Origin of the sequence: Legionella yabuuchiae, from assembly GCF_900640115.1 — a bacterium.
Classification (GTDB): domain Bacteria; phylum Pseudomonadota; class Gammaproteobacteria; order Legionellales; family Legionellaceae; genus Legionella_A; species Legionella_A yabuuchiae.
Map to the genome: position 1 here is coordinate 1 of NZ_CAAAIW010000014.1, position 21569 is coordinate 21569.

Consider the following 21569-nt stretch of genomic DNA (forward strand, 5'->3'; position numbering starts at 1 on the left):
TTTTCGCGCTCAGTTGCTTCTAATTTTCTCTTCATGTGCGCATTTGATCATACTAGATCCATGATTTCAATATTTTTTTTCGGATTTTGATTTCCGATGGGTATATACTTGGAAATTATTTGGCTTAAATAACAACGGACTTAGTTCTGTAGAGTTTTCATGAAATACCTCAAAAAGCCCGTTAGCCGCGATTAGATGCAAATTGTATCTCCACCTTTGTCTTGGTGATAAATTGATTGCGGGGCTTTTGATTTTAAACTTTCAAAGATTATTTTTTTCCTCTCGACCAAGTCTGGATCGAATACAATAGGTACAAGCAAAGCGGTATAGATTGGAAACTGTCCATTTTGATTTGCTACTTCAGGTATAGCACCATTTTCTAAAAGGACGTTCACTGTATGAACGTAACCTTTATTAGCTGAAATATGAAGTGGAGTCATCCCAAAGTTATTCTTTAAACTCCAGGTTTCTTTCGGCAATGATGAATGATTTTCTAAAAACCGATCATAGCCTTCTGCTGCAGCATATTGAATTGCTGTTAAATTATTTAGCTCAGGAATAATAACAGAAAAATCTGCAGAGACATTAGACAAAAACTGATCAAGATATGATTTTGCTAATATTAAATATTGCTTATATTGTTTCTCCGGCTCACCATAAAAACTAATATCTCTAGAGACGTGTTCATAGCACCATGTTTTCAACCTTTCTAAGTATTGAATAGTATAGTCTGGAGATAAATTTAAATCTTTACAAAGATCTTGATAGTTTTTAACCATAACTACCTCGTCGTTCAGAAGCTCTACAGCCCGGGGCGATCATTCCTAACATTTAGTTCTTCCTTTTCTTGTTGTTCTTGTTCGTTTGAAATTTTTACTGCGTTTTTAAATTTATCTTTAAATTTAACAAATGTATTTGCTGCTTTATTTTCTTCAAGAGAAGGCGTGCTGGATCTATGAAGATGTCGATGAGATGCCATCGCCAGGAGCACGTTCCGTGCTTGCTGTGTTTTTCCTTCATTAATATTTCCACGCTCAGCTATGGGAACGTTCCTCATCGCTGACTCAATTCGATCGGCTTTTTTGTTCATTCCAACGGTAAATATGCCAGCATTTTTCCGAAATGATTCAACTGCTTCTCTAATATAGGCGATCGCTGGATTTTTATTCATCTGCTTGTGCATGCTATCCAACTCGCTTTGTATAGCAGCAATTTCGTCTTTTGTATTAGCATTTAATATAGCCGCTTTTTTTTCTGCAACAAACCGCTCCATTTCAATATCGTCTTTACCAAAGCGGTACTGATTTATTTGTTCTAGCAATGTTAAACAAGACTTTTGATTTCAAAGACAAGCCATGATGGGCAATTATTAGACTGCTCCAGCATGTTAAGGTTCAGTTCAGCGCTTGATAAGGTTATAATTTGCTTCCTACAAAACTCGAATGCACTGCCAACATTGTTTAAACATCATGAAAAAATTATTTCTTCAAAAGAACCATCAAAAACGTATACTCCAAGGCCATCGTTGGATTTACAGCAATGAAATTAATACCAAACTTTCATCTTTAAAAGACTTCGATGCAGGAGAGATGGTTGAGGTTTGTGATGCTCAAGAACAACCCCTTGGAGTGGCGTATGTAAACCCTCATTCTCTAATCACAGCAAGACTCTTGACTTCTGAAGCGACTTTACCTGAGGACTGGATTAAGTTACGCCTTCAAAATGCGCTTCATTATCGGCAGCAATTTTATGATAAGCCTTATTATCGCTTGGTTTATGGCGAAAGCGATGCCTTACCTGGTTTAGTGATTGATCGTTTTAACCATGATGTTGTTGTCCAGATTAATACGGCGGGTATGGAACAACACATTGATGTGATTAAAGAGGCATTAATTGAGCTAATTAAACCCAATTCTATTTGGTTAAGAGCCGATAGCAGTATGCGTGAGTTAGAAAATCTCTCAAAATATACCAAAGGGCTGTATGGAGAATTACCGGACTATTTAACCATCATTGAAAACGGCGTTCAATTTGAAATACCGCGCGAGAACTCACAAAAAACAGGTTGGTTCTATGATCATCGTGAAAATCGCGCTTTTTTAAAGAAATTTGCCCCTGGTAAGCAAGTGTTAGATCTATTTAGTTATGCTGGGGGCTGGGGAATTCAAGCTGCAATGGCTGGTGCAACCCGCGTTACTTGTGTAGACTCATCTGCCATCGCAATACAGCATGTTGAACATAATGCCCGATTAAATCAAGTTGAGGATCGCGTCAACGTATTGCAATCGGATGCATTTGACGCGTTAAACGCATTAAAACAACAAGAACGCTTTGATATTGTTGTGTTAGATCCCCCTGCTTTTATTAAACGACGAAAAGATGTTAAACAAGGCTTAACCGCTTATTATCGTGCTAATCAGCAAGCTCTAAAACTATTACGTCCTGGCGGCATATTAGTCTCAGCCTCTTGTTCTCATCACCTGTCAGAACAGGATTTACAACATGTCATTCAACATAGCCTCGCTCAAGCCGGTCGAACGGGTCGGATAATTTTACGAGGGCATCCTGGCTTTGATCATCCAATCCACCCTGCCATGCCCGAAACCGATTATTTGAAATCGTTTTTTGTACAAGTGGAATAAATATTTTATACTTTATTACTGCCTTGCCATTCTAATGTTTTTTTCTGGTCCAATGGGACTTGAACTTCTTGTTGGGTTAATATCCAAGCCTCCACGTCGGGTATATCTTGCCGTTACGGTTAATTCAACAGGTTGGCAGTGCGTTTGAATGTCCATGAAGATACGCTCAACGCATTGCTCATGAAATTCATTATGGTTTCGAAAAGAAATGAGATAGTTCAAAAGCTGTGCATGATCTATTTTTGCGCCAGAATATTTAATTTGGATTGAACCCCAATCAGGCTGGCCTGTGACCAAACAATTTGACTTAAGTAAATGGGAATAAAGTATTTCGCTGACGTTCTGGCTCTTATCTGTGGTCATTCGTTCTGGATTGATTTGATAGGAATCCACCTCAATATCCAAGGTATCCAGACAAACTCCATCGAAGGTCTCAATTGTTTGATTGAGAAAATCATCCAGAGCAAATATGGTGATTAACACCTCGCCCCCTGCTGCAATCTGAATATCTTTTGTTAGAAGAGCACGTAATTCGTCTAGCGAATCAAGACGCGTATTGTTAAAAGAATTCAAATACAATTTAAACGATTTTGATTCAATAATATTCACTGAATGGCAATTAATATCAAACCGCACAATGGCGTTTTGCGGCTTTCCTTTGCGATTAAGCCAAGAAACCTCGTAAGCATTCCAAGTATCAAAACCAAAAAAAGGAATGGGCTCAGGCACGCGAATTTCATCGCGTTTCCCTGTTCGAGGAATTGAGAATAATAGCTCCGGATTATATTCTGATACATAGGTAATTTTTTTTCCAAGCGGAGAGTTGTTTGCTTCTTTGCAATGATCATCAGTAAACATGGTCTATCTCTTGAGAATTTGGTGGTGTTTGCCATTTTTTGAAGTCGATTGTCTCATAAGTGTGTATTTTTGTAAAAATAAGGTCTAAATTTTAAATACATATGTATTCAAAAATTAAGTTATTGGTATGATTCATAAAAATGAACCCATTGATCCTTATTTTGAGAAGCTTATCGTAAAAATAAAAGATCTCAGTGGTCTAGATTTTAGTCAGTATCGTCTTTCTTGTTTGAAGCGTCGCATTGATAGTCGCTTACGTTTTAATAATCTCAAGACTTATAAGGAATATATTTTTTTTCTAGAACAAAATCCATGCGAACTTAGTGCATTATTGAATTATCTTACAATTAATTTAACTGAGTTTTATCGTGATATAGAGGCCTGGGATATTATTACGAACGAGGTTGCTCCTAGTATTATTGCACAGAAATTAAAAGAAAAACGATTACGCATTAATATCTGGAGTGCTGGGACCAGCAGTGGAGAAGAAGCTTATACCTTAGCGATGATCTTTTTAGAGGCACTTACAAAGCAAGAAATGCAGTTCTCGTTAATGATTTACGGAACGGACATTGATGAAGCTTCCTTGGAACGAGCTAAAGCCGGACGCTATCCCGCCAAAAACCTTGATTTTTTACCAAAGCCTTTATTAAACCGATATTTTAACCAAGACAATGAACATTATATTGCCTCGCCTTTGCTCAAAGAAGTGACCATTTTTAAGTGGCATGATCTAATTTCATCAAAACCCCTCAAAGCTATGGATCTTATTGTCTGTCGAAATGTCTTGATTTATTTCAACCGAACATTGCAATCCACGATTTTTGAAATGTTTTACAAATCGTTGCTGAAGAATGGGTTTTTAATGCTTGGCAAAACTGAATCCCTGTTATCCAATGTAGCCAATCAATTTGAGATTTATCATTCTCGAGAGCGAATTTATAAAAAAGTACCGGATTAGTTTTGTGCTAAACTGTTATAAATCAAGGGAAAAAAATCAAGGGGAGATTAGATGAAATTATACGCCAAACTCATGTTATGTTTTGGTTTGTTATTTCTCATTTCTCTTAGCGTTGTGTTTGTTGTGACAACAAAAAGCGCAACCGATGCGTTACGGGAATCTATTGGTAATGACTTAAAACATATTTGTCAATCCGCTGCAAATTCAATAGATGACTACCTGGAATCAAAAATCACTGACGCCAAAATCATTTCAGAAACGTTAATCACTCAAAGAGAAGATCCCCAAGCGCTTAATCGATATTTTACGAATCTTAAAAAAGAAACAAATGACTACCAAGATATATTTTTTGTCAGTAAAGATGGGATCATTATGGCTTCCACGGCGCACAATTTAATAAGCAAACGGATCGCCGAAGAAAGCCCCATATTGGACACATTTTTTAACAGCGCCAAAGCACTTAAGCCTGATGAAGTGCTATTTCAAGATGGCTATTACAATGAACAAACAAAAGCACTGGAATTACATATTTTGGTGCCTGTGTATGACGCCGAACCCACGCTGTTAGGCATCTTGGTTCTTTCCTTAGACATGAACACCATTAAAGAGTTCGTTGTTAAACTAGAAGAAAAAACACCTGGAGATAAAGCGGCATTTCTTGTCGATAGACAAGGAAGATTATTAGCTTCTAGCAATCCTGATGCAGCCCTCTGGAAAATTATTCCTGATGCAGAAATAAATCCTAAATTAAAAGCGATCGCAGCCAGTGATGAAGATGGTTATATGATCTATACCGATAAATCAGGAGATAGCGTCTTAGCGGGTTATGCGGATTTAGAAGAGTTTGGAATTAATAAGGGTGGCAGTTGGCAAGTATTTTCGGTAGCGCCAACGGATACTGTTTTTGCTCCAGTAAATCAATTACAAAACACTTTAATTTGGACCTCCTTGATTATTTTTGCACTGGTTTTGATTCTCTCTTATCTCCTAGCACGTTATATAACTAATCCATTAAACCAAATCTCTAAACGAATCACGGAAATTGCCAACGCGTCTGGTGACTTAACCCAACAGATTGAAATCAATACTCAAGATGAAATTGGTAAGCTTGCTGACGCCTTTAACCGCATGATTTTAGGAATTCGCGACATCGTTAAGCGGGTGTTAGAAACATCCGATGGTGTATCTTCATCTAGCCAGCAATTATCCTCATCTTCAGAAGAGCTAAGCGCTGCAACAGAAGAAATTGCTGCAGCAGTCCAGGAAATTTCACGTTCTTCACAAAGCCAAGCTCAACAAGTTCAAGAGGCAAGTCGAGTCATTGACGGGCTTAATAAAAACGTAGAAGAAGTTAAAAAATCCGCCCAGCAGTCCGCAGCCACCTCCGCTCAAGCAACTGAAGTCGCTCAACAAGGTGGTATGTCCATGTCAAACACGTTAAGCAAAATGAACGCTATTTCCGATAAGGTTATGGATACCGCTAAAGTAATTCAATCCTTACATCAACGTTCCGACCAAATTGGCGAAATTGTTGAAACCATAACCAACATTGCTGATCAAACGAACTTATTAGCCTTAAATGCTGCTATTGAAGCTGCACGAGCTGGTGAAGCCGGTCGCGGATTTGCCGTGGTGGCCGAAGAGGTTCGTAAACTAGCTGAGGGGTCGGCCAAGGCGGCTGAACAAATTGGGGAATTAATTTTAGGTATACAAAAAGAAACAGGTAATGCTGTTAAAGCAATGCAGCTAGGCAGCCAGGAAGTAGAAGAAGGACGTGAGATAGCTCTTAAATCCAGTGAGGCTTTAGAAAATATTATCTCAACCGTCGATAAAACATCGGAATCTATCCAGTCAATTTCGGATTCAACCCAGCATTTGGCCGAAGGCCATGAACAAATGGTTCACCGTATAGAAGAAATTGCATCAGCTGCGGAAGAATCCGCCGCAAGTTCCGAAGAAGTTGGTTCTTCTACTCAGCAGATGTCTGCGTCTATGCAAGAAATTGCTTCTTCTTCACAAGAGTTAGCGCAAATGTCGCTTATGCTACAAGAGTTAGTAAAACGATTTAAAGTGGATGAATCGATTAAACATGGATTAAATGAAGATGACGAATAATCAACAAGGTGGCGAAAGACAAGTGGTTATCTTTCGACTACAAACTGAAGAATTTGGTGTTGATATTCAGCAAGTCCGCGAAATCGTCCCAATGATGACTATTTCACGTCTTCCAAACGCTGCTGATCCTATAAAAGGGGTTATTAATTTGAGAGGACGAGTCATCCCAGTAATAAACTTAAAAGAACCGTTAGGGCTATTGAAATCTTCTGAACTGGATCAAGCCAATCGGATTGTGGTCGTTGAGGTAGATAATACCACCATTGGATTGCTGGTAGATGATGTTCCAGAAATTTTGAAATTACCAGAAAAAAAAATCCAACCCACATCAGAAATCATTAAACAGTGGGAACAGGTAAGCTACATTAAAGAGGTAGGAAAATTAGGAGAACGTTTAATTATCATTCTTAACTTATCAGAATTAATTACTATACCCGAACCACAAATATTAGAAAATCCCTCATACGGAGAAACGCATGAGTAAAATTGTAATCGTTGATGATGCGTTGTTTATGCGAAAAATGCTTTCTGACTTATTAAGTCAATTAGGTCATGAGATTGTAGGTGAAGGCACCACTGCAAAAGAAGCCATAACATTACATGACCGCTTTAAACCCCATCTAATCACGTTAGATGTGGTCATGCCAGAGGAGGATGGCATTAATACATTAAATGCCGTACAAGCCATAAAAAATAAAAACCAAAACACAGCGATTCTGATTGTGAGCGCTATGGGACAAGAGGCAATTAAAGAAGAACTTTTAAACGCTGGGGCAAATGATTTTATTACCAAGCCCTTTCAAGAAAACCAAATCGTTGAAGTCGTTAATAAATTACTTAAATGAGCGCAAAACAAATACACATTAATATAGCTGATCTTCAAGTAGCCAAATGCCCTGATGAATTAATTTGCATTGGTTTAGGCTCATGCATTGGTTTAGTGTTATACGATTCTCGCAACAAAGTTGGTGGTGTTGCTCACATCATGTTACCCAACTCCCGTAATGTTCAAACGATAACGCACCCTGGAAAATTCGCAAACACGGCACTTCCCGAATTACTAAAAAAAATGCGTGCAAAAGGCGCAAAGCAAGAACAAATAAACGCTTTAATATTTGGAGGGGCTAATATGTTCCCTGCCCGTGACCAGAGATATACCATAGGGAAATTAAATGTTGAAGCCGTGCTGCATGAATTAAAGTCCGCCGGTATTCCAGTTCTTGCAAGAGATATTGGTGGTCACAGTGGTCGAAGTATTTATTTTAATATTTGCAGCGGGCAGGTATTAATGAAAAAATTAAAAGAATCTATAGAAAAAAAATTTGCTTTTAATGGTGGAAGAGAATGAAAAGCGCCTCATCCAAACTACCAAGTAGATTAAAAAAACTTGTCCTTATTGGAGCTTCAACTGGTGGGCCTAAAGCCGTCAGAACAATTTTGCAAGATCTTCCGAATGATTTGCCCGCAGCTATTATTGTATTACAACATATGCCCGAATTGTTTATTGCAAATTTTGCAAACCGTTTAAATTCAGTATCTGCGCTTACAGTGGAGATAGCAAAAAATATGGATAGGCTTAAGCCTGGACATGTTTTTATTGCCCCCTATGGCTTTGACTTAATCTTAGAAGAAACACATGTTCCTGATGAGCCATATCGATTAATTTTGATCAAAAACACGGATTGCACCACATCGCCTTCCGTAGATGCAACGTTTAAGTCAGCTGCAGCTCTACTTGGTCACCATGTATTAGGTGTAATTTTAACCGGAATGGGAAAAGACGGTGTTAAAGGCTGTCTAGCCATTAAATTATCTGGAGGTAGGACCATTGCGCAAGATGAAGCAACATCAGCGGTATTTGGCATGCCTAAGTCTGCCATTCATGCCGAAGCCATTGATCGAGTTTTACCTATTCATAAAATCCCTAGTGCCATCATTGAAGAAGTAACAGGAGCATCATGAGTTCAGATCAATATCTAGAGCTATTCATTAGTGAAGCTCATGAACTACTGAGCACATTAACTCATGGATTAATTCAGCTTGAAAAAACTCCAGAGGATAAACAAACGCTGGATGAAGTGTTTCGAGCAAGTCATACCTTAAAAGGTAATGCTGCCGCCATGGGTTATGAGCAAGTTGTCAACTTAGCTCATGCTATGGAAAATACGTTTAGTCTGATCCGAGAAGGTCAGTTGCAAGTTTCGAAAGGTGTTGCCACTGAATTGCTTAAAGCGGTAGATTTACTCCAAACGATTATTGAGAATATCGAAACCGGCAAATCAATTGCTCTGGATGAAACACCTGTAATAGAAACACTAAACCAGCTGAGAGAGTCTTTCCCTAAAGACATAACGCTCGCAGTTGAAGCTACAGAAGAATTGGACGAACCTATCGTTAAAGACCATAAAAAAGAACCCTCTAGTTTAAAGTATGTTCGGATAAACTTAGAGCACCTCGAATCCTTGATGAATTTGGTCGGGGAATTGCATTTGAATAAGATGAGGTTTAAGCAATTATCAAAATCTTTTGAGAACGAAGCATTAGAAAAAAATGTACATGAATTGGAGCGCATAGCGAATCAACTACAAAGTGAAACCATGCAAATGCGTCTATTGCCTTTGCAATATTTGTTCAATTATTACCCTCGTCTAATTCGAGATGATGCCCAAAAGGAAAATAAAGAAGTCACATTGACCTTTAGTGGCTCAGATATTGGATTGGATCGAATGATTCTTGATGAAATTAATGACCTTTTGCTTCATATTCTTAGAAATGCACTAAGTCATGGCATTGAATCTCCAGAACAACGCAAGGCATTGGGAAAGCCAACTACAGGCCATATTCATGTGAGCGCGCGCCGCGAACAAAATCAAGTGGTGATTGAAGTAGAAGACGATGGCGCAGGCATAAATCTTGATGCGGTAAAAGCCAAACTATTAGAGCAAGGTTTGTTAAATAAAGACAGATTATCCCAACTTAGCGAACATGAACTCTTAATGATGATCACAAAGCCAGGCTTTTCTCTTCGAGAAGAAGTCACTGAACGGTCTGGCCGCGGCATGGGAATGAATGTTGTCAGGCGTAAAATAGACGCCGTTGGGGGAAGTCTTTCTATTGAATGCAAGCCTGGAAAAGGCTGTGTCTTTACCCTTTGCTTACCCATTTCCATGGCCATTATCCACGCATTATTGATTCGCTTAGAGCAAGAAACCCTCGCCATCCCATTACATTACATTCTTGAAGCTCAAAAGCTAGATCCTAAAGCGCTTCGAAAATCAGCAGGTCAGGAAATGTTTCTTTATCGTGATGAAGTGATTCCTATGTATCGTTTGTGCAAAGAACTTAAGTTTTCGTTATCCGAATCGACAAATGCACCTTTAAAATCGATGGCCGTTGTTATTTGTCAAGTAGAGCATCATAAACTGGGATTGTTGGTTGATGAATTTTTAGGTGAGCAGGAAATTGTTCTTAAAACACTTGAGACGTCCATCAATAAACTCGATGTCTTTTCAGGAGCAACGTTATTAGCCGATGGGCGAGCGGCGATGATCCTAGACGTTTCGACGTTAGTTAATCGAATAAGTTAATAAAAGGATAAATCATGAGTAAAGCCAATCAATTAAAGTTAGATGCCTTAAAAGAAATAGGCACTATTGGCATGGGGAACGCAGCAAAAGGCTTATCTGAATTATTGAATTGTCGAATTGAAATCACACCCCCTAAGGTGAAACAACTTCAGCTAAACGAGGTAACTGATTTTTTAGGGGGCGCAGAACAAATAACCTGTGGGGTGTTTTCCAGTCTAGAAGGAGACCTAACTGGTACAGTATTAATGATTTATCCTAATGATACGTCGCTGCAACTGCTGGAAACTTGGCTTGGGAAAGCACCGATTTCATTACACGCCTTAAAGAGTATAGAGAAATCTGCTTTAACCGAACTGAGCAATATTTGCTTAGGCGCGTATTTAAGTGCGATAAGCCAGCTTACAAGCTATACAATCATGTGCACCCCCCCTGTATTAGCAATCGATATGCTTGGTGCACTTACGCAAGACATGTTAATTAGCATCGCAGAGCAAACCGATGAAATCATTTTAATTGATACGGAATTTTCCTTACGAGATAAAAAGATAAAAGGATTTTTTTTATTGTCATTTTCACCCAACAGTCAGAAAAAACTACTCAAACGCTTGGGGATAGTACAGGATTAAAGAATGAAGATATTAATTGCTGATGATTCAAAGTTAACCCGAAAAAAACTTTCAGATGCTCTAGAAGAGCTTGGGCATGATGTGGTGGAAGCAACCAGCGGTGAAGCCGCACTAGAACTATTTCGATCCCAGCACCCTGACTTAGTGATTTTAGATGTAGTTATGGAAGGTATGAGTGGATTTGAATGCGCAAGAAATCTTCGTGCATTGAATCAAAGCGAGTGGATTCCTATTATTTTTTTAAGCAGCTCAATCGATGATGAATATATTTCTAAAGGCATCGACGCCGGAGGGGATGATTACTTAACAAAACCATTTAGCAAAGTCACCTTAGCAGCAAAAATAAAAGCCATGCAGCGGATTGCTGACATGCGGTCAAAATTAATAGACACGACAGACAAACTAAAAGTTTTATCTCGAACGGACCCATTAACAGGACTCAACAATCGCTTAGAGTTTGATAAAGTATTAGAAAAAACCATCGCGCGCGCTGAGCGTTATCAATTAAATTTTTCTTTATTATTCATAGATATTGACGGATTTAAAGAAGTAAATGATACGCTAGGTCATCATGCTGGAGATGAACTCATCAGCCAAGTGGCCCATCGACTTGCGTCAAGCATCCGAGTCGAAGATTTTATTGCACGACTAGGCGGGGATGAGTTCGCTATTATAATGCAACCCATTAAAACACCGACCGCTCCAGAAAAGCTCGCTGAAAAAGTGGTCGCCCAAAATAAACTTACTGTTCATAATAATCTATCTATTTCTCTCAGTGTTGGAATAGCCACCTACCCTGAAGCTGGAACTCGTCGAGAAGAATTGCTAATCCACGCTGATGAGGCCATGTATCAAGTGAAACAACAAGGAGGAAATGGATACAAACGATATATCCCAACGACCTAATCTTCTTACGTTTAAGTCAACAGTCAGTATCCATGATGTCTATGATGAAAAGATCCCGAAATTAAGGCTGCTGGATTTCGGGATCAGGATATACGTTTATAATTTCTTATTACTGGATCGCCGGCGAATATATGCGATAAAGAGTATTAGCACCAATAGCGGTAATAAGAAAGGAAATACGACAGGAGCAAGAACGACTGCCACAACAAACCCAACAACCCCCACAAGGCTTAACACAATAATGCCAATCCCCGTAAAAATAAAAAATAATAGAATTAAAATGACTGTTAAGACCGATGCAGACACCAAAATGCCCCAAACCAAGGCAGTCATTCCTATCGCTACGCCCAGTATAGGCAGAAAGAAATGCCACAGCAAAACTGCAGCCAAAATCAAAAAAAGCACAATAAATACCGCACGTTTTGAAACAGGTTTGTTGGAATGTGTCATATTCAGTCCTTTGTTAATTAAAAATCACAAAAAGCAATCACTATCAAATTAGCGCTAGATTTTTTTCATCTGCAATGAAAGCCCCCGTACTCCAATCAAAAAGGCCAAGGGAGCTATCAACACTATTAATGATACTAAAATTATTAGTAATATATCCAAAAAGTACAAGCAATTTATTATTTATTGAAGCAATAGAAACTGTTCAATGAGTCGATCATATCGCTCAATGTGGTTCTGTAAGTATGCCTTGATATTTATAAAAACCTTTTCTATAAGTAGAGAACCAATCACTTAACAAGGAAGGCTTATGAAATGCCCGGTTTGCCCCGATTCGGTTCTGCAAATGTCCGATCGCCAAGGGGTTGAAATTGACTATTGTCCAAATTGTAGAGGAATATGGCTTGATCGAGGTGAGCTCGATAAAATTATTGAAAAAGAGCAACAATTTCTATCTCGTTCTTCTGAAAAGCAAGAGCGATATGAACCCGATTATAGAAAGCACGGTCAAAAGAAAAAAAAGAGCTCATTTCTTGGTGATTTGTTTGATTTTTAATCTTTCATTTTAACTGTTTATAAGGAGATTGCAGGATGAAAACGTTTAAATATTTTATTAACTTACTGACTATTATCAGCTTTTTTATAGCCACCGCTGTATCTGCCCATACCTCACCTGATAAGAATGAACAAGCAAAATTAAGCACCATTTTAAAAAAACTATCGGATGAAGGGTATACAACCATTCAAGACGTTGAACTTGAAGATAATGTGTTAACGGTTGAAGGCGTTAATAAAGAAGGAACGCCCTTTAAAGTTCAATTGGACCCAAAAACAGGTAACATTTTAAAGCAAAAACAAATACAACCTAAATATTCCATCATAGAAGTAGTAAAAAAAGTTGAGGGTGCTGGTAACCTACAAATTGTAGAAGTTGAGTTTGATGAAGGTATATATAAAGTAAAAGCGTTGACGCCAGATCAAAAAGAAAAAGAACTTCGTATTGATCCACAAACAGGTGATATTAAGGCTGAAAATAATAAACATTAATTCGCTTACAAATTCTTCTTGTAAAAATTGAATAGCCTATAAAAAGATGGCCAGGATAACCTGGCCTAACTCTCTATAAAATGAATTATTTTAGAACTAATATGAAACAACTTATTTAAAACCAGATTACAAATGATTAATAATTGAAACAAATATCTAAATATGATACAGTATTGTATATTTTGAACTTGGTGTTTAAATTTATGGCAAAACCAGCGTCTCTCTCTAATAAAACCAGTAAAGCAGGTTTTTTTAAACAAAAAAAAACCAAAGCAACCAAGAAAACCAAGTCATTACGCCAAGTTAAAGCAAAAACGAATCTATTAACTAAACTTGGTATAATGAATATGACTGAGAATAATTATATTTCATCACCAGTCGATAAGCCAAATTTGTTTTCAGTTAGACCGGTGCATCTTTTAAGCAGACATGATGGCTATGGTGTATTTGCTGAAAAAGAAATCTCAGCAGGCACTTGGGTTGGTGAATACACAGGCCAAGAATTTTCACACCAAGAGTTTGATCACTATTTAGAAACCACCCCTGGCACTGACAATAGTTATGCCATGAGGATTGGAGATAAGGTCGTTGATGCAAGTAGTAAAGGCAACTATACCCGTTATATTAATTTTTCAGATAACCATGCAAATGTAGAATTCGTAAGCACTCAGCTTGACGATGAAGAAAGTGTCGTCTTGATTGCAACGCGTGATATTACTCCTGGTGAACAGCTACTAGTCGATTATAATACTTACGATGAGCGTGCGTCGAAATATTTTTATTTTTTAAATAGCCAAGACGGCTGGCTATCGACATCCGAATTCTATAAGGCTCACTTAGAATTCTATGAACAACATACCAGTCATCAAACTATTGAGGTTATAGAATTAAGCGCAGGTCAAAGCTATTATTCAACCCCCATTGGAATGAAAGTGCTTTGCAATGAATCATTGACTGCCATTAGTAAGTGTTCACCAAAAGAAGTCAACCTTCCCTATATTCGACTAAAAGACAATGTAATCATTGATGCCTTAGAAGCAGATTTATTCACACCTCTGATGATTGCCTGTTTATTAGGCCAAGTCGAGAATGTAAACTGGCTAGTTTCACAGGGAGCAGACGTCAACCAACAGCAAAATCATTCTGGCAATTGCCCTTTGTTTTTCGCACTAGAAGGCTATATGCGAAATCCAGAGCAAAGAAAGTCCTATGTTGATATCATAACATTGCTAATAGCCAATCAAGTCAATATAACAGTGCATGACCGCTTTGACATGACCTTTATTCATAGAGCATGTTCAATATTAACCACGGATGACTTTGAAAAAGTCATCCGTGTGATAACTCAAGTTTTAGGCGCATCCTGTAAAGAACCATTTACCTATCTTAACGAAGCTAACGAAGATATTTTAATCCACTGCCTGAATCTTAGAGATTTTTCAAAAGCCTCTATTTTGCTCGCTACCTACCCTGATTATTTTGAAGAAAATCTATATCAAGGTGAATTACAAGAGTTTAATAAAGAAATTTTTAGAAAAACCATCGATTCTTATTCAGAGCATGAAAAACATGAAGTTGTAACAATTATAACGCGCAATAGCAGCAAAATAACCACGGAATTTTTTTCTGAATTTAATTTGACGAATTTAACTTCTAAAAGTTCACCCTCTATGTACACCAGTCTGTAATCAATAAATTGGAAAACGATTACAGGGTACCATGGTATGTGACAGTTTCATTTTGCTACGACACCCCTATTGATTTTTTAGCATTAAATTGCAGTACATGTTATAATTGTTTAATTACAATACAACACGCTGATCCCTCCTCGCTTAGATGATCAAACAGAATTATCTCAGTCAGAAGCGCTATCTCTATAAAGGAAATGTTATGAGTTTTAATTCACTAGGGCTTATTGAGCCCTTACTTCGTTCAATCAATGAACTTGGTTATACCGAACCCACTATGATTCAAGTCAAATCCATCCCAGTTATTTTTAATGGTGGTGATTTATTGGCTTCTGCTCAAACTGGTACAGGGAAAACAGCAAGTTTTCTGTTGCCATTATTGCAGCAGATGAGTAAAAAGCCAAAGGCAAGAAGTAATGGTACAAAAGTTCTAATTCTCACTCCGACTCGAGAATTAGCCGCACAAATCCATGAAAATCTTCTTCAATACAACAAATACTTAAGCCTTAGAACTGAAGTTGTTTTTGGTGGAGTAAAAATTAATCCGCAAATGAAAAAATTACTTCCAGGCGTTGAATTCTTAGTCGCAACCCCAGGAAGACTCCTAGATTTATACCAACAACGCGCCATTCGTTTTGACGAAGTAGAGACATTTGTACTCGATGAAGCCGACCGTATGTTAGACATGGGGTTTATTCATGATATTAAACGAATTATTAAATTACTTCCCCGTGCCAGACAGAACTTAATGTTTTCCGCTACCTTTTCTAATGACATTCGCACCCTGGCAAAAAGTATCTTGAATCATCCCCAAGAGATCGATGTCGCCCCACGCAATACTTCGGTGCACACGATTAAGCAACGCGTCCATCCGGTTGATAAAAGTAGAAAGTCGGCCTTACTGAGCCATTTAATTCACAAAAACAAATGGGGACAAACGTTAGTTTTTTCACGTACCAAGCATGGTGCCAATAAACTGGTAAAACAGCTCGCTGAAGCCCAAATTCATTCTGCAGCAATTCATGGGAATAAGTCACAAGCACAGCGTACAAAAGCATTAGCTGATTTCAAATCAGGCGAAGTTCCTATTTTAGTGGCAACGGACATCGCAGCACGTGGTATTGATATTGAGAAACTACCTTGTGTAATTAATTTTGATTTACCTCAAGTACCTGAAGATTATGTACATCGTATTGGGCGTACTGGGCGGGCTGGAGAAACGGGGCTTGCCATATCGCTGGTAAGCGCTGATGAAGTCTTGCAGTTGCAATCAATCGAACAATTGATCAATCGTAAACTTGATCGAATTGAAATTGAAGATTTTGAGCCAAATCACGCCCTACCAACCACCATTACAACCATAAAACGAAAACCATCTCATACGCAAAAAAAATCAAATTTAAGCCCTAAACAAAAAATTCGCAAAAAATTTGTGGGCCGAAAATCATCTTAGTTGCAGAGAAACCATAGACTGAGTTTACCCATGATTGCAAGAGCCAAGTAAGCTTGTTTCGTGATTTCATGGGAAAACACTTCCGATAAATCCTCACCCAGAGGAAAACGAAATTACGCCATGTTGCTATTGGCCTGTTGATTAGGATTGAGGTTAGATGATAGGACTGCTTAGCGGGAAAAATTTTCGAGAGTACAGGATCTAAAAATACAACGCTCTAATTTTTATCAGCTAAAACTCACAGCTTGGGTTACATTAGATTTTCGTATTGAGCGTTATAAGTCTCTTCTATTTCAACACAATTATCTCCTTTAGCTTTAAAAAACAAATATTTTCTATGATGTTTTTTCAACGTACTACGGTGAGCTATGCTTACAATAGTACAATTTTCTATTTTTTTAGCCATGTTAAAAACACGCTCTTCAGTTTCCTCATCTAATGCAGAAGTTCCCTCATCCCAAAACAACCAATTTGGTTTTTTTAAAAGAACGCGCGCGAATGATAGAAGTTGTTTTTGTCCACCAGATAATATATTTCCCCATGATTTTTTCTCATTCAGATAAGGAATGAATTTCTCTAGACCTACTTTTTTTAAAACCTCAGAGTACTGTTCATCGTCGTAAGTTTGCTCAGTTTCAGGATATGCTAAAGCTACCCTTAAAGTATTATTAGGTATAGTCGGTTCTTGTGGTAGGATATATAGTTTTTTATGCGCTGGTATTGAAACTTTACCGTCTCCGTAATTCCAGCTCCCTGATATAACCTTGAATAAAGTACTCTTACCAAATCCGGATCTCCCTTGGAGCATCACATGTTCTCCAGGGTTTAATTTGAAGGTGAGTCCCCGCATTAAGGGGGTTGAATCTTTTAATAAAGGCTTGTTGATGGTTAAATTTTTTACTTTTATAGACTCTTTTTCTCTAACTTTTCTTGTTATATTCTGAGGGCTGCTATTTAGATCACTTTCTAATATATGAATTAGATCGGTAAGTCGATTAATACTGTTTTTATATTCAGAAATATTCTGATATGAATTCACAAACCAGTTTAAAGCAATACTTACCTGGCCAAAAGAAAATCCTACCTGCATCATCTGACTAAGGTTGATGAAATTATTAAAATATAAAGGTACTGCAAGTAAATACGGAATAATCGTATTAAACTCTAGATTAAAACTTTGAAATGCAGTTAACTTTGTATCAACGTTCAATTTTTCATTTTCAATCTGTTTAATCTCGTCCACTTTTGCAATCAAATTGGTCTTATAAAATTCCTCGGCGTGCTCCTCAGCAATATTCTCAGATTGTTGCGTTAATTGTGCTAAATCCTGACGAAACTCAGCTTCAACCACCTCCGATTTTTTATTTATTTTTGGAAGTTGCTTACCTATATAATAGGTTATAACAGAAGCCACTAAAGCAATGCCTATTGCTGTCAAAACTAAATATCCTGGAAAGATTACCGTTCCACCCAGAATCCATAACGATCCAATAAACGTGCATAAAATTGAAAAGGAATATAAAAAATCCAAGCTTAAAGCCAAGGTCAACTTCACATATTTATCAACATCGTCTTGTATCATTTGTTCAATATTTGCAAGCTCAGACGCGGTTCGTTTTAATTCTAAATAGTTATTCTTGCTTCCAAATAACTTATTTATAAATTTTAGAGTAAGCCAGTTGCGCCAAGATAATGAAAATTTTCCCACTAAATAATTTTTTAAGGAACTCACTAAAACATAAGCACTTACCAATCCTCCAAACTGTGCTAATGACATTAAGAACGGAGAAATTGCTTTCGCTTCCATAACAGCCCAAAAAACTGTAAACCATCCTGAGAATGCAAAAACCAAGCCAACCATTGCAATTACGCATAAGATCGCACCGATTAGCCATAACCATTTGATTAACTTATCTTCCTCAGATATTAAGTATTCTTTAAAAAAAGAGAATCCTTGAGCCAAGGTTGATGGGCTCTTTCTTTTCAGTGTAGGCATTTTTTGGCTTATTTGTTAAAATTTAATCTATTATATAGAAGGTAATTTTATTTTCAAAAGAATTTTTTCTGATATCCCATTCACGTGTTGCATCATAATTAAAATATCCCGAAGTTGTGGGCTAACGAGGGCTAAACCTTATGAAAAAAGTCTATGTAATCTGACAGCCATCCATTTGAAAGATTACGGGTATATAGGATTGTAGGATTTCAGTAATCATGTTAGCTTAAAAAATGTCAAAATAGTTCTTTATTTTTTTGATGAATAACAAACCCAGCTTTAAAGAAGCCTTTTTTGTTTTTCTACAAATTGCAGCTTATAGCTTTGGTGGCCCTGCTAATCAAATTGCTGTTATGCATCGCTTAGTGGTTGAGGAAAAACAATGGATTAATGAAAAAAAGTTCTTAAATGCTCTAAATTACTGCATGTTGTTACCAGGACCTGAAGCGCATCAATTGATCATTTATATAGGTTGGTTGTTGCACGACGTTCGAGGTGGGGTGGTCGCTGGAGTATTATTTGTATTACCAGGATTTTTGTCGATTCTTATACTTAGCATCCTATATGTCAATTATCAATCAACCGACTTAGTGCACATCCTATTTTATGGCATTAAACCGGCCGTTATTGCAATTGTTTTAAGCGCCCTTCTTCGTATCAGCCAAAAGTCATTAACATCTAAAGGTCATCACATTATTGCTTTACTCGCATTTATAGCTCTTTTTTTTCTTAACATTCCTTTTCCTATCATTATCCTGAGTGCTGCGTTAATAGGTTACCTACTAAATCGATACGATCTGGCCTTCGGTGTTGATAACGACAAGTCGCTTGATCAAGATGTTCAGGCCATTTCATTTTCGCCAGTGCAGTTGATAAAAACTTGCAGTATTTGGCTAACCATTTGGTTCCTACCTGTTTTTTTAATTATTTTCATAACAGGAATACATCATGTATTCACTCAAGAAGCACTCCTGTTCAGTAAAACGGCAATATTAAGTTTTGGCGGCGCTTATGCGGTTTTGTCTTATATTGCTCAACAAGCCGTACAAACATATGGTTGGTTAAAACCCGTTGAAATGCTGGATGGATTAGGAATGGCTGAGACAACACCTGGCCCCCTAATTCAAGTCGTTCAGTTTGTTGGGTTTTTGGCTGCCTACCGCTATGCTGGTGGAATGAACCCATTACTGGCAGGAATACTCGGTTCCATCATCACGACATGGGTTACTTTTACTCCTTCATTTTTATGGATATTTTCTGGTGCGCCCTATATTGAACAACTAAGAAATATACAGGCGCTTCATGGTATATTAACCGCTATTACAGCGGCAATTGTTGGTGTTATTCTTAACCTTTCGCTGTGGTTTGCTATCAATACTTTATTTGGTAAAGTTGATAAAATTCAAATATTTATCTTAGATACTTATCAACCCATCTGGTCTACCTTCGACTATGGTTCGGCGTTTATTATGCTGATTGCTTTAATACTCGCGTTCCGCTATAAGGCAGGCATAGTTCTGATTTTACTTACCGGCATCATACTCGGAAGCATTGTCAATTATGTGTTTTAATAGAATCGGACAGCGTTTTTCTTTACTGAAAAATTAGGAGAAAAAGAAAAACTTACCCCTGAACGTATTCCAATTTAATGGTTCACGTTCACATTTTGACTCTTATCCATAGGTCCTGTAAATTCAAACAGCTTAGCTTCACTAAATGCATCTTTAATATTACCCACTAATTTATAATTATCCTGCAACGTTACTTTCATAACCTTGGCCCCATTGGAAAAATCCAGCTCTTTAAACTCCACCCAAACACTGCTTGGTAAATTAGATTGCTGATAGTAATAAGTTTTACTGGTGTTATCGGCTATGGATTGCCATATCGTTGGTGAAATATTAGGAACTTTGGCATCAACCTTTCCCTGAGGTTGGGCAGTGTTTCTCATAACGGCCATCACGTCCGTCACTGCTTTTATATTATTATCTGGCGTGGGTATTTGATCCACATAATAACTGGCTCTCACATATCTATCCGAAGCTCTTACTGTTCCTGGTAACATATTTTCACCGCCGACTATTTCCCAATAGGTATTTAATGCCAACTGTTGAGAATATATTGGTGAGTTCGTCATTACTTTATATTGTTTACCGTGATGAATTACTAACTTTCCATTTAAGTATTCAAAAATTGCTGAGTCACCCGTTGAATCGGATAAAGAGAAATGCAGCGTAGGAGGCTTGGGATCAGCGCCAGGAATAGGAGAGGATACAACTTCGATTCTAGAATCTTTCATCGCTTGAACGGCTTCCGAAACACTTGCAAAGTTATCTAATAAATATTGTACATATCCCGCCCATGATAAGCCGGGGTTATTAATATCACGTTGACCAAATTTCGTTTCACCCAAATATAACGCGTTTACAGCCAGTCCTTGTTCATTCATTCCATCTGCGACAGCTTTATCGAACCCTGTAACGACAACACTTCCATATTTTGATATCCATTCCAAAGAATTTTGACCAGCAGCACCATTGCGCTTAAGACCCCGGGGTAAAATCCATAAGCTTGCATCCAGTGATTCAAACCAGTCCATGTTTCTACCAGTAATCACAAATTGCCCATCAGGGGAAGTATAGACAGCACGGGTGCAGGCTGTTGCAGGTTGTATGGCCATTAAATTAATGGAGAGGACACTTGCTGTACTCACTAAAACAGCAATCAATTTTTCCTGGAATTTAAACACAACACGCTCCATGTGATTCGTTTTAAAAGGTTATTGTTAATGTAACAGATAATTTAGACTTTACATATCACAAGATCAACCTTTGAATAAGGAATACCTCTGTACGGTACGTTTTCAAAAATCGTACCGTACAGAGAAGAAATACTGTTTTTAAAAGGAAAAGTTAATCCATTTCGACTTGTATACCAGGAGTTATCATTTTTCTTTTATTTTATCGCGTCCAGGTAGATAAAACATATACTGTATGAAGATTGCTCAATACGGGTAGTACTGGGGCACAAAGTTGGGTTTAATTTCCGTATTCCGCAAGCTTCATACAGGCTAAGCTTGCTAAATTTGTCATGCTCAGTATTTTTGATCATCGTTCACTAGTTATGAGGATTGAGCTCTGTACATGACAAAAAAACCTGTCATGTACAGAGAGGATTGAGTCTTTTATCTTCTCTTAAACCTTTTTTACAAAATAGTTTAAATGCCTCCGCAATGATCTGCTT

The 21569-nt window shown here is 37.7% G+C and carries 21 protein-coding genes; 15 read left to right on the plus strand and 6 right to left on the minus strand.

Annotated features, from left to right (window positions below):
• Positions 1 to 191 precede the first annotated feature (191 nt).
• Entirely contained in the window at positions 192 to 779 is a 588-nt protein-coding gene (locus tag E1O47_RS06655) for an ankyrin repeat domain-containing protein (RefSeq protein ID WP_133130486.1), read from the minus strand.
• A 23-nt stretch (positions 780 to 802) separates the two neighbouring features.
• Complete coding sequence (locus E1O47_RS06660; RefSeq protein WP_133130487.1) at positions 803 to 1321, minus strand: hypothetical protein; 519 nt, start codon at positions 1319 to 1321, stop codon at positions 803 to 805.
• A 148-nt stretch (positions 1322 to 1469) separates the two neighbouring features.
• Between E1O47_RS06660 and E1O47_RS06665 the strand changes: the two genes are divergently transcribed.
• Positions 1470 to 2642 (plus strand): class I SAM-dependent rRNA methyltransferase, encoded by a 1173-nt coding sequence (locus E1O47_RS06665; protein ID WP_207384299.1) that lies wholly within the window; start codon positions 1470 to 1472, stop codon positions 2640 to 2642.
• A 15-nt stretch (positions 2643 to 2657) separates the two neighbouring features.
• Here E1O47_RS06665 and queF read toward each other — a convergent pair whose 3' ends face one another.
• A complete protein-coding gene (gene queF / locus E1O47_RS06670; RefSeq protein ID WP_133130488.1) occupies positions 2658 to 3500 on the minus strand; it encodes an NADPH-dependent 7-cyano-7-deazaguanine reductase QueF in 843 nt (280 codons plus the stop codon).
• Between the two features lie 127 nt (positions 3501 to 3627).
• Between queF and E1O47_RS06675 the strand changes: the two genes are divergently transcribed.
• Genes E1O47_RS06675 through E1O47_RS06715 form a run of 9 tightly spaced genes read left to right on the plus strand, consistent with a single transcriptional unit; the run spans position 3628 to position 11695 of the window.
• Entirely contained in the window at positions 3628 to 4461 is an 834-nt protein-coding gene (locus E1O47_RS06675) for a CheR family methyltransferase (protein WP_133130489.1), read from the plus strand.
• Between the two features lie 51 nt (positions 4462 to 4512).
• Complete coding sequence (locus E1O47_RS06680; protein ID WP_133130490.1) at positions 4513 to 6576, plus strand: methyl-accepting chemotaxis protein; 2064 nt, start codon at positions 4513 to 4515, stop codon at positions 6574 to 6576.
• A complete protein-coding gene (locus E1O47_RS06685; protein ID WP_165475058.1) occupies positions 6566 to 7060 on the plus strand; it encodes a chemotaxis protein CheW in 495 nt (164 codons plus the stop codon). The genes E1O47_RS06680 and E1O47_RS06685 overlap by 11 nt, the downstream gene beginning before the upstream one ends.
• Positions 7053 to 7421: a response regulator gene (locus tag E1O47_RS06690; protein WP_133130492.1), complete on the plus strand. Its 369-nt coding sequence runs from the start codon at positions 7053 to 7055 to the stop codon at positions 7419 to 7421. The genes E1O47_RS06685 and E1O47_RS06690 overlap by 8 nt, the downstream gene beginning before the upstream one ends.
• Positions 7418 to 7924: a chemotaxis protein CheD gene (locus tag E1O47_RS06695; protein ID WP_133130493.1), complete on the plus strand. Its 507-nt coding sequence runs from the start codon at positions 7418 to 7420 to the stop codon at positions 7922 to 7924. Before E1O47_RS06690 ends, E1O47_RS06695 begins: the two co-directional genes overlap by 4 nt.
• Complete coding sequence (locus tag E1O47_RS06700; RefSeq protein WP_133130494.1) at positions 7921 to 8538, plus strand: CheB methylesterase domain-containing protein; 618 nt, start codon at positions 7921 to 7923, stop codon at positions 8536 to 8538. The genes E1O47_RS06695 and E1O47_RS06700 overlap by 4 nt, the downstream gene beginning before the upstream one ends.
• The gene (locus E1O47_RS06705; protein ID WP_133130495.1) at positions 8535 to 10163 is read left to right on the plus strand and encodes a chemotaxis protein CheA; all 1629 of its coding nucleotides are present in this window, start codon (positions 8535 to 8537) and stop codon (positions 10161 to 10163) included. The genes E1O47_RS06700 and E1O47_RS06705 overlap by 4 nt, the downstream gene beginning before the upstream one ends.
• Before the next feature lie 14 nt (positions 10164 to 10177).
• Positions 10178 to 10789 (plus strand): chemotaxis protein CheC, encoded by a 612-nt coding sequence (locus E1O47_RS06710; protein ID WP_133130496.1) that lies wholly within the window; start codon positions 10178 to 10180, stop codon positions 10787 to 10789.
• Positions 10790 to 10792: 3 nt separating this feature from the next.
• Entirely contained in the window at positions 10793 to 11695 is a 903-nt protein-coding gene (locus E1O47_RS06715) for a GGDEF domain-containing response regulator (RefSeq protein ID WP_133130497.1), read from the plus strand.
• Between the two features lie 96 nt (positions 11696 to 11791).
• On the opposite strand, the gene E1O47_RS06720 is transcribed toward E1O47_RS06715, so the two are convergent.
• Entirely contained in the window at positions 11792 to 12145 is a 354-nt protein-coding gene (locus E1O47_RS06720; RefSeq protein WP_133130498.1) for a hypothetical protein, read from the minus strand.
• A 307-nt stretch (positions 12146 to 12452) separates the two neighbouring features.
• On the opposite strand from E1O47_RS06720, the gene E1O47_RS06725 reads away from it, so the two are divergent.
• The 4 genes from E1O47_RS06725 to E1O47_RS06740 all read left to right on the plus strand — a co-directional run bounded on the left by E1O47_RS06725 (position 12453) and on the right by E1O47_RS06740 (position 16330).
• Positions 12453 to 12698 carry a TFIIB-type zinc ribbon-containing protein gene (locus E1O47_RS06725; protein WP_133130499.1) on the plus strand — a complete coding sequence of 82 codons (246 nt, stop codon included), beginning with the start codon at positions 12453 to 12455 and terminating at the stop codon, positions 12696 to 12698.
• Positions 12699 to 12733: 35 nt separating this feature from the next.
• Positions 12734 to 13189: a PepSY domain-containing protein gene (locus E1O47_RS06730; RefSeq protein ID WP_133130500.1), complete on the plus strand. Its 456-nt coding sequence runs from the start codon at positions 12734 to 12736 to the stop codon at positions 13187 to 13189.
• A 203-nt stretch (positions 13190 to 13392) separates the two neighbouring features.
• Entirely contained in the window at positions 13393 to 14877 is a 1485-nt protein-coding gene (gene ankI / locus E1O47_RS06735) for a Dot/Icm T4SS effector AnkI/LegAS4 (RefSeq protein WP_133130501.1), read from the plus strand.
• Positions 14878 to 15079: 202 nt separating this feature from the next.
• Positions 15080 to 16330: a DEAD/DEAH box helicase gene (locus E1O47_RS06740; protein ID WP_133130502.1), complete on the plus strand. Its 1251-nt coding sequence runs from the start codon at positions 15080 to 15082 to the stop codon at positions 16328 to 16330.
• A 250-nt stretch (positions 16331 to 16580) separates the two neighbouring features.
• Here the strand turns inward: E1O47_RS06740 and E1O47_RS06745 are convergent, their stop codons facing one another.
• Positions 16581 to 18326, minus strand: coding sequence for an ABC transporter ATP-binding protein/permease (locus tag E1O47_RS06745; RefSeq protein WP_133130503.1), 1746 nt, complete (start codon positions 18324 to 18326; stop codon positions 16581 to 16583).
• Between the two features lie 260 nt (positions 18327 to 18586).
• On the opposite strand from E1O47_RS06745, the gene chrA reads away from it, so the two are divergent.
• Positions 18587 to 19897, plus strand: a complete 1311-nt coding sequence (gene chrA / locus E1O47_RS06750) for a chromate efflux transporter (RefSeq protein ID WP_133130504.1) — start codon at positions 18587 to 18589, stop codon at positions 19895 to 19897.
• 74 nt (positions 19898 to 19971) lie between these two features.
• Here chrA and E1O47_RS06755 read toward each other — a convergent pair whose 3' ends face one another.
• Positions 19972 to 21075, minus strand: a complete 1104-nt coding sequence (locus E1O47_RS06755) for a linear amide C-N hydrolase (protein ID WP_207384300.1) — start codon at positions 21073 to 21075, stop codon at positions 19972 to 19974.
• Positions 21076 to 21569 lie beyond the last annotated feature (494 nt).